The 16779-nt window shown below is 70.1% G+C and carries 15 protein-coding genes; 3 read left to right on the top strand and 12 right to left on the bottom strand.

The genetic code is table 11. The annotated features are described in order from the left end of the window. Positions 1-7: 7 nt before the first annotated feature. The 3 genes from ABIC29_RS02355 to ABIC29_RS02345 all read right to left on the bottom strand — a co-directional run bounded on the left by ABIC29_RS02355 (position 8) and on the right by ABIC29_RS02345 (position 2838). Positions 8-679: a response regulator gene (locus ABIC29_RS02355; protein WP_116080674.1), complete on the bottom strand. Its 672-nt coding sequence runs from the start codon at positions 677-679 to the stop codon at positions 8-10. Beyond that, complete coding sequence (locus ABIC29_RS02350) at positions 676-2121, bottom strand: sensor histidine kinase (protein ID WP_354242356.1); 1446 nt, start codon at positions 2119-2121, stop codon at positions 676-678. The genes ABIC29_RS02355 and ABIC29_RS02350 overlap by 4 nt, the downstream gene beginning before the upstream one ends. A gap of 141 nt (positions 2122-2262) precedes the next feature. Then, complete coding sequence (locus tag ABIC29_RS02345) at positions 2263-2838, bottom strand: HhH-GPD-type base excision DNA repair protein (RefSeq protein ID WP_116080672.1); 576 nt, start codon at positions 2836-2838, stop codon at positions 2263-2265. Positions 2839-2991: 153 nt separating this feature from the next. Between ABIC29_RS02345 and ABIC29_RS02340 the strand changes: the two genes are divergently transcribed. Together ABIC29_RS02340 and ABIC29_RS02335 are read left to right on the top strand one after the other, a co-directional pair. Next, positions 2992-3387, top strand: coding sequence for a glyoxalase superfamily protein (locus tag ABIC29_RS02340; RefSeq protein WP_354242353.1), 396 nt, complete (start codon positions 2992-2994; stop codon positions 3385-3387). Positions 3388-3492: 105 nt separating this feature from the next. Next, a complete protein-coding gene (locus ABIC29_RS02335; protein WP_116080670.1) occupies positions 3493-4185 on the top strand; it encodes a maleylpyruvate isomerase family mycothiol-dependent enzyme in 693 nt (230 codons plus the stop codon). 140 nt (positions 4186-4325) lie between these two features. On the opposite strand, the gene mmsB is transcribed toward ABIC29_RS02335, so the two are convergent. The 4 genes from mmsB to ABIC29_RS02315 form a co-directional block, all read right to left on the bottom strand. After that, positions 4326-5570, bottom strand: a complete 1245-nt coding sequence (gene mmsB, locus ABIC29_RS02330; RefSeq protein WP_116080669.1) for a multiple monosaccharide ABC transporter permease — start codon at positions 5568-5570, stop codon at positions 4326-4328. Between the two features lie 32 nt (positions 5571-5602). Continuing rightward, positions 5603-7132: a multiple monosaccharide ABC transporter ATP-binding protein gene (gene mmsA, locus ABIC29_RS02325; RefSeq protein WP_116080668.1), complete on the bottom strand. Its 1530-nt coding sequence runs from the start codon at positions 7130-7132 to the stop codon at positions 5603-5605. A 127-nt stretch (positions 7133-7259) separates the two neighbouring features. After that, positions 7260-8357, bottom strand: a complete 1098-nt coding sequence (gene chvE / locus ABIC29_RS02320) for a multiple monosaccharide ABC transporter substrate-binding protein (RefSeq protein WP_116082238.1) — start codon at positions 8355-8357, stop codon at positions 7260-7262. Between the two features lie 199 nt (positions 8358-8556). After that, complete coding sequence (locus tag ABIC29_RS02315; RefSeq protein ID WP_116080667.1) at positions 8557-9279, bottom strand: L-ribulose-5-phosphate 4-epimerase; 723 nt, start codon at positions 9277-9279, stop codon at positions 8557-8559. 559 nt (positions 9280-9838) lie between these two features. Here ABIC29_RS02315 and ABIC29_RS02310 point away from each other — a divergent pair. After that, entirely contained in the window at positions 9839-10861 is a 1023-nt protein-coding gene (locus ABIC29_RS02310; RefSeq protein WP_502915441.1) for a LacI family DNA-binding transcriptional regulator, read from the top strand. A 2-nt stretch (positions 10862-10863) separates the two neighbouring features. Here ABIC29_RS02310 and ABIC29_RS02305 read toward each other — a convergent pair whose 3' ends face one another. The 5 genes from ABIC29_RS02305 to ABIC29_RS02285 form a co-directional block, all read right to left on the bottom strand. Continuing rightward, a complete protein-coding gene (locus ABIC29_RS02305) occupies positions 10864-12417 on the bottom strand; it encodes an MFS transporter (protein WP_354244572.1) in 1554 nt (517 codons plus the stop codon). A 98-nt stretch (positions 12418-12515) separates the two neighbouring features. Continuing rightward, on the bottom strand, positions 12516-13346 hold the full coding sequence (locus ABIC29_RS02300) for an aldo/keto reductase (protein WP_116080666.1): 831 nt from the start codon (positions 13344-13346) through the stop codon (positions 12516-12518). A gap of 73 nt (positions 13347-13419) precedes the next feature. Then, positions 13420-14343 carry a cyclase family protein gene (locus tag ABIC29_RS02295; protein WP_354242346.1) on the bottom strand — a complete coding sequence of 308 codons (924 nt, stop codon included), beginning with the start codon at positions 14341-14343 and terminating at the stop codon, positions 13420-13422. After that, the gene (locus ABIC29_RS02290; protein WP_354242343.1) at positions 14340-15752 is read right to left on the bottom strand and encodes an APC family permease; all 1413 of its coding nucleotides are present in this window, start codon (positions 15750-15752) and stop codon (positions 14340-14342) included. Before ABIC29_RS02290 ends, ABIC29_RS02295 begins: the two co-directional genes overlap by 4 nt. 76 nt (positions 15753-15828) lie before the next feature. Further along, positions 15829-16620 (bottom strand): slipin family protein, encoded by a 792-nt coding sequence (locus ABIC29_RS02285; protein WP_116080663.1) that lies wholly within the window; start codon positions 16618-16620, stop codon positions 15829-15831. Positions 16621-16779: the final 159 nt, after the last annotated feature.

Here is a 16779-nt window from a genome sequence, read left to right as displayed (position 1 = left end):
CGCCGGGTCAGCGGCCGGGCTGCACCAGGCCGGTGTCGTAGGCGAAGACGACGGCGTGCACGCGATCGCGCAGGTGCAGCTTGGCGAGGATCTTGCCGACGTGCGTCTTCACGGTCTGCTCGGCGATGAAGAGGTCGCCGGCGATCTCCTGGTTCGAGCGCCCCTGGGCGATGAGCACGAGCACCTCGCGCTCGCGGGCCGTCAGCGCCGAGAGCAGGTGCTCGTCGATGCGCGGGGCGGGCGTCGAACGGGCGACGTCCTCGATGAGGCGGCGCGTGACGCTCGGCGCGAGGAGCGCCTCGCCGCCCGCGATGACCCGCACGGCGTTCACGACGTCGGCCGGCAGGGCGTCCTTCAGCAGGAAGCCGCTCGCGCCGGCCCGGAGCGCCGCATAGACGTAGTCGTCGATGTCGAACGTCGTCAGCATCAGTACGCGCGGCACGTAGTCGCTCGAACGCGGCGGCGTCTGCAGCGCTCGCGTCGCGTCGATGCCGTTCATGCCCGGCATGCGCACGTCCATGACGACGACGTCGGGGCGCAGTTCGTGGGCGAGCAGCACGGCCTCGGCGCCGTCGGCCGCCTGGCCGACGACGCGGATGCCCTCGTGCGCGTCGAGCACCGCGGCGAATCCGGCGCGCACCATCGCCTGGTCGTCGGCGATGAGCACCGAGATCGTCACGAGTCCCCCAGCCTGTCCGCGTCGGCACGCGCGCCGCCCCCGTCGCCGGCATCCGCGGCATCCGCGGCATCGGCGGCCAGCGGCAGCGAGGCGCGCACCTCGAAACCGCCGTCGAGGGTCTCTCCGCTCTCGATCCTGCCACCGAGCATCCGCACGCGCTCGCGCATGCCGATGAGACCGTGGCCCGCCCCGGGCTCCCGGCGGGCGGCGGACGGGTCGGCCGTTCCCCCTGCTCCGGTCGCACCGGCGCCGCCCGCGGCATCCGGCGCACTCGGCGCGTTGCGCACGACGAGGTCGAGGCCCGCGCGCGGACCGGCCGCGCGATCGACGCTCACGAGGGTCGCCGCACCTGGTGCATGCCGCAGCACGTTGCTCAGCGACTCCTGCACGATGCGGTAGGCGGCACGGGCGGCCGGCCCGCCGTCGACCAGACCGGGCGCCACCTCGAGCGACACCGGCACGCCGGCGCGTTCGACGCTCGCGACGAGGCCGGGCAGTTCGGCGAGCCCCGGCTGCGGTGCCGTCTCCGGTTCGCCGGCGGGGTCGCGCAGCACGCCGAGCAGCGCCCGCATCTCGGCCATCGCCGACCGGGCGGATGCCGCGATCTCGGCGAACTCGGCCGTCGCCGCCTCGTCGAGGCCCGTGAGCCGGTAGGGCGCGCTCGACGCCTGCACCTGGATGATCGACATGCCGTGCGCGATCACGTCGTGCATCTCGCGGGCGATGCGCGTGCGCTCCTCGGCGACCAGCCGGCGCTCGTGCTCCACCGCACTCGACCGGCGCTCCTCGTCGAGCGCGGCGTCGAGCCTGGCCCGACCCGCCGTGACCGCGAGCGCCGCGCCCAGCACGAGGGCGCTCACGGCGCCGCTCGTGACGAGGTTCGCGACCACGCCGTCGGGCGTGGCACCGTGGCCGGGCACGAACGCGATCGCGAGCGGCAGCACGATGGCCCCGGCCCAGAGCGCGACCGCCGCCTGCGTCGAACCGCGCAGCACCATCAGCGCGAGCAGCGCGCACAGCAGGATCAGCTGGGGCACCGTCACCGGCCACGGCAGGCCCGGATCCGCTGAGCCGAGCAGCCCGAACGCCGCCTGCCCGGCGAGGAACGCGGCGGCGGCCGCCCAGCCGTTCCACATGGCGAGCAGCAGCGACCCCACCTGCACGAGCGCGATGCCGAAGGCGGCGGCGACGTGCACGTGGTACACCGCCGCGTCGATCGGCACCGACACGGCGTAGAGCACGACCGCGACGAACACTGCCAGCACCCACATGACCGTCTTCGGTTCGACGCCGAGCGAGGGACCGGCGAATGCGCCGGCCCGGCGGGTCGCGTCCGGCCGGTCTGCGCCGGGGCGCGCGGCACCGGGGCGCGTTGCGGCGACGGCCGAGGGCGAGGGCGGCGGAGGCGGAACGGGCGGACCCGGTCGTGATGCGGTGACCATGCCGTCACTCTGGCACGCACGCTCGGCGCGCACATCCCTCCACGGGGCGGTTGCGGCATCCCTCGCAGGTATGGTGCCGGGCGAGCGGATGCCGCGGCGACCGCCGACCCGAGGGGCGAGCGGTCGCCGCGCCGACGCCCGTCAGCCCTTGGCGGCCTTGGCCGCGGCCTTCGCGGCCTGCTTCGTGGCGCGCACCCTGGCGAGCGACTCGGGGTCGACGATGTCGGCGACGGACCGGTACGCGTCGGCCTCGCCGTAGGGGCCGGCGGCCTCGCGCCATCCGGATGCCTCGAGCCCGCACTGCTTGCCGAGCAGCGCCAGGAAGATGCGGGCCTTCTGGTCGCCGAACCCGGGCAGCGCCTTGAGGCGCTTCAGCACCTCGGCGCCCGTCGGCTCGCCGCGGGTCCAGATCGCCGTCGCGTCGCCGCCCCACTCGTCGCGCACCGCGGCGGCGAGGGTCTGCACGCGCTCGGCCATGGATCCGGGGAACCGGTGCACGGCCGGCGTCTGCTTGAACGCCTCGACGAAGGCGTCGGGCGCGACCTCCGCGATCACGACGGGATCGATCGATCCGACGCGGTCGCGGATCTTCACGGGCCCGGCGAAGGCGGACTCCATGGTGACCTGCTGGTCGAGCAGCATGCCCGTGAGCAGCGCGAACGCGTCGTCGCTCAGCAGTTCGTCGGCGGCGGGGTCTCCGGTGATGTGCAGTGGCATGCGTCCATCCTCCCACCGGCCGCCCGCGGCATCCGGAAGCCCTCGAACCTCGCCGAACATTCCGGACAGGAACCGACCGGATGCTTGGCGAGACTGGCCCCAGGCGATTCGATGGAACGGATCGCCGAAACCCTCTTGAGGAGTCACACCGCCATGGACTGGAAGATCGAACTCATCCACGTGCCCGTCAGCGACGTCGACCGCGCGAAGGCGTTCTACGTCGACAAGCTCGGGTTCAACGCAGACCACGACCAGCGCGTCAGCGACGACCTGCGCTTCGTGCAGTTGACCCCGCCAGGCTCGGCCTGCTCGATCGCGATCGGCGAGGGCCTCGGCGCCACCCTGGAGCCGGGCTCCCTCGACGTGATCCAAGTGGTCATCGCCGACGCCGACGCCGTACTCGCGGACCTCCGCGCCAAGGGCGTCGAATGCGAGGGCGTCGACGAGCAGGCCTGGGGCCGCTTCATCACGCTGAGCGATCCCGACGGCAACCGCTGGACCCTGCAGGAGCTGCCCGCCTGGTCGCAGGGCGCGCAGGCGCAGGCGTAGGCCGGGGTCGGCGCGCCCGCGTCGCCGCGGCGACGGCGGCCATGCGCTCCCTCGGGGCGGACGAAGGCGGATGCCGCGCCGCGCCCACGCGCGTAGGCTGCATGCATGTCCGACCTCTCGCGCTATCTGCCGCTCTCGAACCGGCCGACGCACGACGAGTCCGCCGTGACGACCACGTGGAACGTCGAGCTCGCCGACGTGCTCGGCGCACTCACCGCCGCGCTCGCGCCGCTGCCCGACGCCGCGTGGGCGAGCGCGAGCCGCCGCCCGGACTGGAGCGTGAACGAGGTCGTCGCGCACCTCGCGTGGCGACTCTCGACCTCCCGGCGCGAACGCTGGCGCACGAGCGCCCGGTCGCTCGCCGAGCAGGGCTTCAGCGCCGCGGCCGCCGAGCTCGCGATCGCGCGTCGCGCCGCGGCATCCGCCGACGGTTCGCCCACCGCGCTCGTCGCGGCCCTCGCCCGACTGCGGGATGCCACGGCCGCCGGCAACGACGATGACACCGTGCAGACCGGTATCGGCGCCCTCGCCGAGGCCGTCATCGCGGCCGTCGACGTCGCGGCCTCGATCGGCGTGCCGATCGCAGTGCCCGAGCGCGCCTCAGGGGCCGTGGCCCTGCGCCGTGCCCTCGAGGCCCCCACCGAGATCAAGGCCGTGACCCGCGGCTGCACGCTCGCCGCGACCGACGCCGACTGGAGCTTCGGACACGGGCCCGTGCTGCAGGGCACGGCCGCCGAGATCCTGCTCTTCCTCTACGGCCGCAGCGACACCGCACCGCGCCCCGCGCCCAAGGCCTGACAGGCGAGGGTCGGCCGCGCCCGACGCGCACCGACCGCGGCGGGCTGCCCGCGGCATCCGCTCGCCCTGCGCACGACGAAGGGGCGGATGCCGCAGCATCCGCCCCTTCGTTCAGGTCACGCCGTGAGGCTCGGCCTCACTCAACGACCGCCGGAGCGACGACGGTTGTAGACGTCGAAGGCGACCGCGAGCAGCAGCACGAGGCCCTTGACGACCTGCTGCCACTCGATGCCGATGCCCATGATCGACATGCCGTTGTTCAGCACGCCGATGATCAGACCACCGATGATCGCGCCGCCGATGGTGCCGACACCGCCCTGCACCGCCGCGCCGCCGATGAAGGCCGCCGAGATCGCCTCGAGCTCGAAGCCGTCACCGGCCTTCGGACCTGCGAGGTTCAGGCGGGCCGTGAAGATGAGGCCGGCGAGCGCGGCGAGCGTGCCCATGTTGACGAACAGCCAGAAGTCGACGCGACGCGTCTTGATGCCCGAGAGCTCCGCCGCGTGTCGGTTGCCGCCGATCGCGTAGATGTGACGGCCGAAGACCGTGCGGTTCATGACCACGCCGTAGACGAGGATCAGCACCGCGAGGATGATCAGCGTGATCGGGATGCCCTTGTACTGTGCCAGCGAGTAGGCGAAGTAGCCGATCGCGGCCGAGATGAGGACCAGCTTGATGACGAACCACACGAGGGGCTCGACATCCTGGCCGTACTTCGCACGACCGCGGCGCGTGCGCACCTGCTGCACGATGAGCGCGATGATCGCGATCGCACCGACGCCGAGCGTCAGGGGATCGATCTCGAACTCGCCGAACAGGTCGGTGAGGAAGCCGTTGCCGAGGGCACGGTACTCGGCCGGGAACGAGCCGATGTTCGCGTTGCCGAGCACGACGAGCGCGAGGCCGCGGAAGATGAGCATGCCGGCCAGCGTCACGATGAACGCCGGGATGCCGACGAACGCGATCCAGAAGCCCTGCCAGACGCCGACGAGCGCGCCGATGCCGAGCGAGAGGATCACCGACAGCCACCACGGCAGGCCCCACTGCACGGCGAACACGCCCGAGCAGGCGCCGACGAAGGCGGCGACCGAACCGACCGACAGGTCGATGTGGCCCGCGATGATGACCATCACCATGCCGATGGCGAGAACGAGGATGTACCCGTTCTGCACCACGAGGTTGGAGATGTTCTGCGGGCGCAGCAGGATGCCATCCGTGAGGATGGCGAACAGCACGACCACCGCGATGAGCGCGATGAAGATGCCGTTCTTACCGAGGTCTGCCAGCACGTGGCTGATGCGCTCGGTGAACTTGTTGGTCGGCGGGTTCACGTTGCCGCCGGCCTGGATCGACTCGGTGGTCGGGACCTGAGATGGGTTGGACATGGGGTCTCCTGTGATTCGCGCGCGCCCGGGCGTCAGCGCGGCTTTTCCATGGTCATGAGCTTGAGCATCGACTCGGGCGTAGCCTCGGCGATGGGGAGCTCGCCGGTGATACGACCCTCGGAGAGGGCGTACACGCGGTCGCAGATGCCGAGCAGTTCGGGCAGCTCGGACGAGATGACGATGATGCCCTTGCCCTGCGCGGCGAGCTTGTTGATGATCGTGTAGATCTCGTACTTGGCACCGACGTCGATGCCTCGCGTGGGCTCATCGAGGATGAGCACGTCGGGGTCGGAGTAGATCCACTTCGACAGCACGACCTTCTGCTGGTTGCCGCCCGAGAGCTTGCCGGTCTTCACCAGGACGTTGGGCGCCTTGATGTTCATCGACTGCTTGAACTCGGTGGCGACCTTGTACTCCTCGTTGTCGTGCACGAGGCCGAACCTCTCGAGCTTCTTCAGCGACGCCATCGAGATGTTGCGCTTGATGTCCTCGATGAGGTTCAGGCCGTACGTCTTGCGGTCCTCGGTCGCGTACGCGATGCCCTGGTCGATGGCCTCGGAGACCGTTCGGGTCTTGATCTCCTTGCCGCGCAGGAACACCTTGCCCGAGATGCGCGAGCCGTAGCTCTGGCCGAACAGGCTCATCGCGAACTCGGTGCGTCCGGCGCCCATGAGGCCGGCGATGCCGACGATCTCGCCGGCGCGCACGTTGAGGTTGACGTTGTCGACCACGACGCGCGAGGGGTCCTGGGGGTGGTGCGCCGTCCAGTCCTCGACCCGGAGCAGTTCGTCGCCGAGGTTCGGGGTGTGGTCGGGGTACCGGTGCTCGAGGTCACGGCCGACCATGTCCTTGATGATGCGGTCCTCCGTCACCTCCTGCTTCGCGATCGTCTCGATCGTCTTGCCGTCGCGGATGACCGTGACGGAGTCGGCGACCTTCTTGATCTCGTTGAGCTTGTGGCTGATGATGATCGACGTGATGCCCTGCCCCTTCAGGTGCAGGATCAGGTCGAGCAGGTGATCGGAGTCCTCGTCGTTCAGCGCGGCGGTGGGCTCGTCGAGGATGAGGAGCTTCACCTCCTTCGAGAGCGCCTTCGCGATCTCGACGAGCTGCTGCTTGCCGACGCCGATGTCCATGATCTTGGTCGTCGGGTTCTCGCGGAGGCCGACGCGAGCGAGGAGCTTCGACGCCTCGAAGTTCGTCTTGTTCCAGTCGATGAGCCCGCCGCGGCCCTTCAACTCGTTGTTGAGGAAGATGTTCTCGGCGATCGACAGGTACGGGCTGAGCGCGAGTTCCTGGTGGATGATGACGATGCCCTTGGCTTCGCTGTCCGTCAGGTCCTTGAACTCGACCGTCTCGTTCTCGAAGACGATGTCGCCGTCATAGGTGCCGTGGGGGTAGACGCCGGAAAGCACCTTCATCAGCGTGGACTTGCCCGCGCCGTTCTCACCGCAGATCGCGTGGACTTCGCCGCGCTCGACCTCGATGGTCACGTTGGACAGTGCCTTCACGCCGGGGAAGGTCTTCGTGATGCCGCGCATCTCGAGAATGTTGGTGGTCATATTCGCTCCTGCTTCATCGCCGGTGCCCTGTCGGACGCGGATGCCGCGGCCGGACCTGAGGCGAGACTACTCCCGCCCCAGGCTCCGGCCGCGTCATCCCATCAGCGGGTCAACCCGGTTGGGTCGATCAGCCCTTGATTTCCTCTTCGGTCCAGTAGCCGCTGTCGACCAGGACCTCGGTGATGTTGTCCTTGACGACGATCTGCGACTCGAGCAGGTACGAGGGGACGACCTTCACGCCGTTGTCGTAGTCGGTCTCGTTGTTGACCTCGACGTCGTCGCCGTTCAGGATCGCGGCGGCCATGTTCACGGCGACCTCTGCCAGCTGGCGGGTGTCCTTGAAGATGGTCGCGTACTGCTCACCCGAGTTGATCGCCTTGACCGAGTCGAGCTCGGCGTCCTGGCCCGAGATGATCGGCCAGCCCTCGCCGACCGTGTACCCGGCGTCGGTCAGAGCCGAGATGATGCCGCGCGAGAGGCCGTCGTACGGGGAGAGCACGGCGTTGACCGTCGAGCCGTCGGAGTACGTCGAGGTCAGGATGTTCTCCATGCGCTCCTGAGCGACCTCGCCGTCCCAGCGGAGGGTTGCAGCCTGCTCGAACTCGGTCTGACCCGACTTGACGACGAGGGTGCCGTCATCGATCAGCGGCTGGAGCGTGTCGATCGCGCCGTTCCAGAAGAACGTGGCGTTGTTGTCGTCGGGCGAACCGGCGAACAGCTCGATGTTGAACGGACCGGCGGGTGCGTCGGCAGCCGGCGCGCCCTCGAGGTCGGTCAGGCCGAGGCCGTTCAGCAGCGAGGTGGCCTGCTGCACGCCGACGACGTAGTTGTCGAACGAGGCGTAGTAGTCCACGTTCTCGGAGTCGCGGATGAGGCGGTCGTAGGCGATGACCGGGATGTCGGCGTCAGCCGCGTCCTGGAGCACCTGCGAGAGCGTGGTGCCGTCGATCGACGCGATGATCAGGGCCTCTGCACCCTTGGTGATCATGTTCTCGATCTGCGAGACCTGCGTGGGGATGTCGTCCTCTGCGTACTGCAGGTCGACCTTGAAGCCCTGGTCCTCGAGCTGCGCCTTGACGGCGTCGCCGTCCTGGATCCAGCGCTCGGAGCTCTTGGTCGGCATCGCGACGCCGATCAGGCCGCCGTCGCCGCCGCCGTCGCCGCTCCCGCTGTCGCCGGAGCCGCCCGAGCACGCCGCGAGTGCGAGCATGGAAGCTGCCGCCATCGTTGCGAGAAGCACCTTCTTCGTGTTCTTCACGGTGTTTCCTTTCACTGTGTCATTCATGGACGTCATCGTCTTGGTGACAGTCGGAGCGGCGGTGTCCATGAACGCCGCTCCCCCGCGACACCCGAGAAACGGATGCCGCAAGCTTGTGTTGTTGAGTTGTGCGCCGTCGGCGCGGGTCGTGCTCTGGTCTGCGCCGTCAGGCCCGTGAGGGTGTTCGTCGGGCGTCGGTGCTCTGTCCGTAGACGTTCTGGTACCGGTCGTACAACCGGTCGATCGAGTCCTGCGGGATCGGCACCAACGGGCCCGCCTCACGCGCCAGGTGCACCGTGCGCGCGACATCCTCGACCATCACCGCAGCCTTGACCGCATCCTTCGCCGACGTGCCGATCGTGAACGGGCCGTGGTTGGCCATCAACACCGCACGCGAGCGATGCCCCGACAGGGTCTCCACGATGCCCCGACCGATCGAGTCATCACCGATGATCGCGAACGGACCCACCGGAATCGGACCGCCGAACTCATCGGCCATCGCCGTGATCACGCACGGGATCTCCTCATTGCGTGCCGCCCACGCCACCGCATACGTCGAATGCGTGTGCACCACACCACCGACCTCGGGCATGTTCCGATACACGTACGCATGCGCCGCCGTATCGCTCGACGGGCTGCGCTCGGCACCAGGCGTGCCCTCGATCACATTGCCGTCCAGATCGCACAGGATCATGTTCTCCGGCGCCAGATCGTCATAGCTCACACCCGACGGCTTGATCACGAACAACTCAGCACCCGGAACCCGACCACTGACATTGCCACCCGTCCACACCACCAGGCCGTACCGCGTCAACTCGGCATGCAGCTTCGCCACCTCGGTACGCACACGCGCGATGGCGACTTCGAGCTGGGGTCCATAGCTGCTCACGCGGTCACCGCCACTCGGGCAGCGCCGGCGAGGCGGTCGGAGACGGCAGGTCGCGCGGGGTCGTTCACGGTCGCACGGGAGCGCACTCCGGAGGATGCTCCGAGAGGGTGCAGGTCGCCGTGGTTCACGTGCTGACTCCTTCGTCGATGGTGGGGCGGGTGCCGTGGTCTTCGAGAGCGGCGTCATGTGCCAGATCAATGTGACCGTTCACATGGCGACACTCATGTTAGCCCCACGTCGCCTCGACCTGTCAACTCGACCGAGTCACGGATCGGTAACAGCCTGTTCATCCGAACGCCGTCTCGTCGAGCACGCCGGAATTCCGCCTCACACGCGAGGAATCCGCGCAATACCCCGGATGGGGGGCGTTTCCCGCGTACCCGACGCACGCTCGGACCTGGTTCGGACTCCGTACCAGCGAGGGCGTGCGGCGTCGCGCGCGGGCTCCGCCGTCATGTGACCGTCACATGTGTGACGGTCACATTCTCGGCCGTACGTGCATAATGAGGGCAGCGAGGCGTGTGACCGTGCACATGCCTGCCACAACACGAACGAGGAAGTGACCGTGTCAGACGAGCCGTCGAAAGGCCGCGCGCCCAGCATCCGAGACGTCGCGCGCTTGGCCGGCGTCTCGCATCAGACCGTCTCGCGAGTGCTCAACCACCATCCGAGCATCCGTCCCGAGACGAAGCAGCGCGTGCTCGACGTCATGGAGCAGGTGCAGTACCAGCCGAACCGCGCGGCCCGGGCGCTCGTCACGAGCCGCTCCCACACCATCGGCATCCTCTCGTCGCAGAGCACGCAGTACGGTCCTGCGTCGAGCATCACCGCCATCGAGGCGGCCGCGCGCGAGGCCGGCTACTGGGTCAGCACGGCCAACATCGACGCATCCGACGACCGCTCGGTCGCCGACGGACTCGCGCACCTGCTCGCCCAGGGCGTCGAGGGCCTGGTGGTCATCGCCCCGCAGGCGCGCGTGTTCGACACCCTCGCGCAGCGGTCGATCGAGGTGCCGTACGTGAGCCTCCAGTCGACCGGGCAGGACCCCGACCACACGCTCTCGGTCGACCAGATCGCCGGGGCGCGACTGGCCACCCGCCACCTCATCGAGCTCGGCCACCGCAACATCTACCACCTGACCGGCCCGCAGGACTGGATCGAGGCCGAGGCGCGCATGCGCGGGTTCCTCGACGAGATGAGCGCGAGCGACGTGCCGACGACGGCGCCGATCCTCGGCGACTGGACCGCGGACTTCGGGTACTACGCCGGCCGCGAGCTGCTCACCGTGCGCGACTTCACGGCGATCTTCTCGTCGAACGACCAGATGGCGCTCGGCCTGATGCACGCGATCCGCGACGCCGGGCTCGAGATCCCGCGCGACGTCTCGATCGTCGGATTCGACGACATCCCCGAGGCCGCGCACTTCTGGCCGCCGCTCACGACCGTGCGCCAGGACTTCGCCGAGCTCGGCCGTCGATGCGTCGCGCTGCTGCTCGGCGGCGATCCCGCAGCCGCCGAGCACCGCGATGCGATCGTGCCGGAGCTCGTCGTGCGCGCGTCGACGGGTCGCCCCGCCTTCTGAGCTCAGCCCCTGGCGGCGCCCGGCGGGCGCACGCGGCCAGCGATCACGAGGCCGACGATCGCGATGCCCACGGTGACGGCGAAGTCCGCCGTGAACGCGCCGGCACCGACCGCCGAGGACACGAGCGCCGTGACGGCGAGCGCGATCGACGCGCCGAGCGACTCGGAGATCGTGAGCGCGGCGCTGTTGAAGCCCTGCTCGTCGCGCTTGGACTGCGCGAGCACCGACACCGAGAATCTCGGGTACATGAATCCCATGGACGCGCCGGCGAGCGCCCACGCCACGAAGGCGATGGCGGGCGGCAGGGTGAACGCGGCCACCGCGAGCACGACGACGAGCGCGACCACGAGCGCGAGCGCGCCGATCTCGACCGCGCGGGTGTCGCTGACTCGGTGGGTGAGGCGCCCCTGCAGCCACGAGGCCGCGGCCCACGTGACCCCCGCGCCCGTGAGCACGACGCCCGCGAGGCTCGGCGACATCTCGTAGTTCTCGATGAAGAGGTACGGCAGGTAGACCTCGCTGCCGAAGAAGGCACCGGCGACGACGAACTTGACCGCGACCGTCGCGGGCATGCCGCGTGCGGCATGCAATGCTCCAGGCGGCAGCAATGGGCGAGCGGCGAACGCCGCGACGGCGATGCCGAGCCCGGCGGCGATCCATCGCCAGGGGTCGTCGAGCTCCTTCGCGAGCGACACGGCGAGTGCGGCGGCGGCCGTGAGCGTCGCCCAGCCGACGCGACCGAGGCTCCACGGCACCGACGCGTCGCCCTGCACGAGATCGCGCACCCGCAGGATCGGCGGCACCATCATGGCCGCAGCGGGCACGACGATCACGATGACGCCCAGGAAGACCCAGTGCCAGCTGAACGTCTCGGCGACGACGCCGGCCAGCGCCGGCCCGACGATGGAGGGGATCACCCAGGCCGCGGCGAACCCGGCGAACACCCGGGCGCGCAGCGCCTCGGGGTAGGCGCGCGCGACGATCACGTAGAGCGGCACGATGACGGCCGCGCCGCTCAGTCCGTGCACGAAGCGCCCGATGATGAAGACCGTCATGTCGGTCGCCGTGCCCGCGATCACGAGGCCGACGACGAAGAGGGCGGCCGCCGTGATGAGCGAGGGCAGCGGGCCGGAGCGGTCGGTCCAGTTGCCCGCGAGCACCATGCCGATGATGCCGGCGGCCAGCGGCACGGCGAAGGCGAGCGCGAACAGCGACTCGCCGTCGAGGTCGCGCACGACCAGCGGCATGATCGTGGTCACGGCCATCGCCTCGAACGCCGCGAGGAAGATCGTCGCGAACATGCCGATCGAGAGCCACGTGTAGGGCGCAGAGAGCGGGCCCTTCGCGTCGGGCAGCCGGGAATGGGCATCGTGGCGGTCGCCCTCGGGCTCGGGCGCGTCGACGGTGTCGACCAGCCGCTCGTGAGCGGCGGCGCCATGAACCGACGCCTCGTGGACGGATGCCTCAGCCGACGTGTACGCCTCGGCCGCCGGAGCCAGCGAGTGCTCGCTCGACTCGATCTCGTCGTTCGCAGCCTCGTCGCCCGTTGATCGCATCACTCGATCGAGCCTACGACGAACCGCCGACGTCGGGGTCGCCCGCGGTTCCCGACGCCGGTGTCATCCGCCGTGCGAGCCGCAGCCGCGAGCCGCGATCAGAGTTCTTCGTGCGTGTCGGGGTCGGCACCCCAGATGCGGCCGCGCTCGAGCCCGGCGATCGCGGCGACGTCGGCCTCGCTCAGCTCGAACGAGAACACGTCGAGGTTCGCCCGGCGTCGGTCGGCCTGCGACGACTTCGGGATCGGAACCGAGCCGAGCTGCACGTGCCAGCGCAGCACGACCTGCGGCACGGACCGCCCGAGCCGGGCGGCGATCTCGGCGAGCACGGGCTCGTTCAGCAGGTCGCTCTTGCGGCCGAGCGGGCTCCAGCTCTCGGTGCGGATGTCGTGCTCGGCGTGATAGGCGCGAAGCTCCTGCTGCGAGAAGTACGGGTGCAGCTCGACCTGGTTCACGACGGGGACGACGCCCGTCTCCCCCTCGAGGCGGTCGAGCATCGGCGCGGTGAAGTTCGAGACGCCGATCGAGCGCACGAGCCCCTTCTCGCGCAGGCGGATCATCGCCTTCCAACTGTCGACGTACCTGTCGACGCTGGGGTTGGGCCAGTGGATGAGGTAGAGATCGACCCAGTCGAGGTCGAGTCGGGCGCGCGACTCCTCGAAGCTCGCGAGGGTCTCGTCGAATCCATGGTGGCGGCCGGGCAGCTTGGTGGCGACGACGAGGTCGCTGCGGTCGACGCCGGAGCGACGGATCGCCTCACCGACGACGTCCTCGTTGCCGTAGTTGTAGGCCGTGTCGAGCAGGCGATAGCCGTCGCCGATGGCGTCGGAGATCGCCTCGACGCCGCTCTGCTCGTTGAGCCCGTAGGTGCCGAGGCCGATCGCGGGAATGGTGTTTCCGTCGCGCAGCGCGTAGGAGGGGAGGCTCATCCTCCCATCCTCACCCACGCGGGCGGCAGATGCCACAACGCCACAGCGAACGTCGCCCGATCGGGCGCTCGGGCTACCCTGCCGGCGGCACCTCGGCGAAGGCGCGCACGGGGAAGGTGCCGAAGCCCTCGACGCGCGGCGGCACGGCCGTGAAGCGCGCACCGCGAACGGGCACCCGCTCGAGCGCGGTGAGGTGCTCGACCACGTGGATGCCCGCCTCGAGCAGCAGCGAGTGCGCGGGCCGCTCGCCGCCCGACTCGGTGTCGTCGATGTTCAGCGCGTCGATGCCGACGAGCGCGACGCCCGCGGCGACGAGGTGGCGCGCCCCCGCCTCGGTGAGGAACGGCGAGCCGTGACCGTACTCGGGGGTTCCGAAGTGGCGGTCGAATCCGGTGTGCAGCAGCACCGCGGTGCCGCGGAGGTCGCGGTCGAAGAACACCTCGGCCGGGATGCCGCGGCTCGCCGAGTCCGTGAGCCGGAAGACCTCGGCCGGCAGCCCGACGAGGGTCGCGAGTTCGAGGCTCGCCAGGTCTCCCCCGTCGACGTAGCGATGGAACGGGCTGTCGAGGTAGGTGCCCGTGTTGCCCGCCATCGCGATGACGTCGATCTCGAACTCGGTGCCCGGCGCGTAGACGCCGCGTGAGGCCTCGCGCGTGAGGTGGGGCGTGATGACGGGCGCGGGGATTCCGGGATAGGTCACGAGTCCGGCGCGGATCGGGTGGCTGAGGTCGACCAGGTCGCCGCGGCCCGGTGCGGCTCCGGCCGCCGTCTCGGCCGCGACCCCGCGTGATCCGCGGTGGGCCTCCTCGACGATCTCGAGGTTCCCCAGGCGCACGCTGCCGACGAGCGTGAGCCCCAGGTGGCGCACCAGCAGCTCGGCGATCTCGGCCTCGGTCAGGTCGGCCGCCGGCAGGTCGAGGCGGAACGCCTCGGCGCGCAGGCCTCCCCCGTTCGCGAACGCGATGTCGGCGTCGAAACGGGCGCGGTACTCGGTCATGCGGGGTGCTCCTCGGGGGTCGGGACGGCAGCGGATGCCTCGGGGTCGGGGCCGGCGACGGGGCCGACGACGGGCCGTCGACCTCGGATGCGCCGCACGATGGTGACGACGACGGCGGCGAGCGCGAGCACGACCGGCACGAGCAGGTTCTGCCAAGCCAGCACGAGCAGGCCGGCGGTCATGATCGTCGCGACGACGGCGAGCCACCAGCCGAACGACCAGCGCTTCAGCAGCAGGGTGGCGGCGAGCATCCCGGCGGCGTAGATCGCGACCATGTTGCTCGTGTGGATGAGGATGAACCCGGTGAGGTCGAGGTCGTTGAGGAGCATGAGCCCGAAGTAGCCGAGGATCAGCACGCCCGTGAGGGCGAGCGCTCGGCGAGGCACCTGGCCGTCGGCGGCGCCCTTCGCGAAGAACCGCGGGAGGTCGCCGTCGCGCCCGAGCGCGGCGCCGAGCTTGCCGAAGGCGGGCAGGTACGCGTTCATGACGCCGAGGGTGACGATCGCCGCGACGATCGCGACGAGGACGGGTCCGATGCCGGGCGCGGTGCTCTCGACGAGGTCGAGCAGCGGCACCTGCCCCTCGCCCGCGCGGTCGCCGAGGACGGCGACGGTGACGAACTGCAGGGCGAGGTAGCCGGCGCCCACGACGACGACCGCGATGCCGGTCGCGAGCGGGATGATCTTGCGCGGGTTCCTGAACTCGCCGGCGATGTGGGTGCCGACCTCCCAGCCGGCGAACGCCCACACGAACAGGCTGATGGCGACGCCGACGCCGCCCCAGCCGTTCGGCAGGAACGGCGTGAAGTTGGACGCATCGACCGCCGGGACGGTGACGGCGACCACGCCGACCACGACCGCCACGAGGAGCCCGGTGAGCACGAACTGCACCCAGCCGGCGACGCGCACGCCGAACCAGTTCACGATGAACGGCGGCACGAAGACCGCGAACCCGATGATCGGCACCGCCGAGCGGTCGACGCCGAGCACCGCCACCACGTACTCGCCGCCGAGCACGGCGAGGACGGGCGCCCCGATGCAGACGCCGAAGAAGAACCAGTACCCCGCCATGCGCGCCGCGGTATCGCCCAGGGCGCGGCGCACGTAGCTCGCGACGCCGCCCGCGTCGGGGTAGCGCGAGGCGAGCGCGGCGAACGTGCCGGCGAGCGGGATGGAGAGCACGAGCACGACGGCGACCGCGACGATCGAGGCGGGTCCGGCAGCCGCGGCGGCGAGGCCGGGCAGCACGAGGATGCCCGTGCCGAGCACGCTCGCGATGTAGAGGGCCGTGCCCTGCACGAGCCCGAGGCTGCCGTGGTGCGGCGTGCGATCGTCCGTCGCCGCGGCCTGCGCGACCGCGCTCGCGGCGGGTGCGGCGTCGGCCGCCACGGTGGTCTGGTTCGAAGTCACCCGCTCATTCTGGAGCATCCCTCCGCCGGGCGCGGCTGGCAGGAATGACACTCTTCATCGATTTCGTGCCAACGCCTCACGCGCCGCGAACCTGCGCGACCGCGGCCTCCCGATCGATGAAGTTCGTGAGCTCCCCGATCGAGCTCATGAGCGGCGCCGGGAACACGACGAGCGTGTTCTTGTCGACGCCGACCTCGACGAGCGTCTGCAGCGTGCGCAGCTGCAGGGCGAGCGGATGCGACATCATCGTGTCGCTCGCGACGCCGAGCTGCACCGCCGCGAGCGACTCGCCCTCGGCGGCGATGATCTTCGCCCGCTTCTCGCGCTCGGCCTCCGCCTGCTTCGCCATGGCGCGCTTCATCGAGTCCGGCAGGAGGATGTCCTTCAGCTCGACGAGGGTCACCTCGACGCCCCAGTCGAGCGTCGTGACATCCAGGATCTCGCGGATGTTCGCGTTGAGCGCGGCCGTGTCCGCGAGCGTCTCGTCGAGGTGATGCTGCCCGACGACCCGGCGGAGCGTGGTCTGGGCGATCTGCTCGATCGCGGACTTCACGCTCTCGATCGCGATCACCGACCTCACGGCGTCCGCCACCCGGTAGTACGCCACGGCCGACACCCCGACGGTGACGTTGTCCTTCGTGATGATGCCCTGCGACTGGATCGGGAGCGTCACGATGCGCAGCGACACCTTGGTCATCACGTCGACGATCGGGATGATGAACCGGATTCCCGGCTCGCGCACGCTCTGCAGCCGGCCGAAGCGCAGCACGACCCCCCGCTCGTACTGCTTCACGATCTTGACCGACATGAAGAAGAGGACGATCGCGAGGACGCCGACGATGATCAGGGTGACGATGAGGGCAACCATGGGAGTTCATCTCCTGAGACGCCGGTGACGTGCCGCGCGCCTGCTCCCATTCTCCCACCGCGCGCCCCCGAGGTCGCCGTGAACCCGGAGTCGCCCGGTCGGTGGGCAGGAGCCGGGCGGATGCCGCGACGGCCGCCCGCGGCATCCGACGCCCTCGAG

This window comes from Agromyces sp. PvR057 (assembly GCF_040547485.1).
Lineage (GTDB): Bacteria > Actinomycetota > Actinomycetes > Actinomycetales > Microbacteriaceae > Agromyces.
Note: the sequence above shows the minus strand (reverse complement) of the source record. Positions and strands in the feature narration are given on the sequence as shown.